Origin of the sequence: Microvirga sp. 2MCAF38, from assembly GCF_052115485.1 — a bacterium.
In the GTDB taxonomy this organism is placed as follows: Bacteria; Pseudomonadota; Alphaproteobacteria; order Rhizobiales; family Beijerinckiaceae; genus Microvirga.
Genome location: NZ_JBFRGU010000025.1, coordinates 1 through 368 on the forward strand (window position 1 = coordinate 1; position 368 = coordinate 368).

Consider the following 368-nt stretch of genomic DNA (forward strand, 5'->3'; position numbering starts at 1 on the left):
TTGTCGGCGGAGATGTCGGCATCCGTAGCAGCCGCGGCGTCAGCAGCCGTCGTGGTCTTGTCGTAGAGCTTCGTCGTGTCCACCGAAACGTTCACGGTGTCGACTGTGATCGCGCCGTCGACGCGGGTGAACGAGGCAACGATCTTACGATCCGAGACGTAGTTACCGGCGCCCGAATCCGTCGAGAGCCAGTTCTCACCCGACACCACCGACGAATCGGCAGTCGACTTCATCTTGCTCAGGATGGCGTTGATTTCGGTTTGGATCTTGCCGCGATCGACGTTCGGCGACATCGCCGCCGTCAGCTTGGCCTGGATCGACTTCATGTCTTCAATGGTGTTGTTCATGCCGTTGAAGGCTGTATCGAC

General features: G+C 59.0%; 1 pseudogene. It reads right to left on the reverse strand.

Annotated features, from left to right (window positions below):
- Window positions 1–368: pseudogene (locus AB4072_RS17160) on the reverse strand (flagellin); the annotation flags it as partial.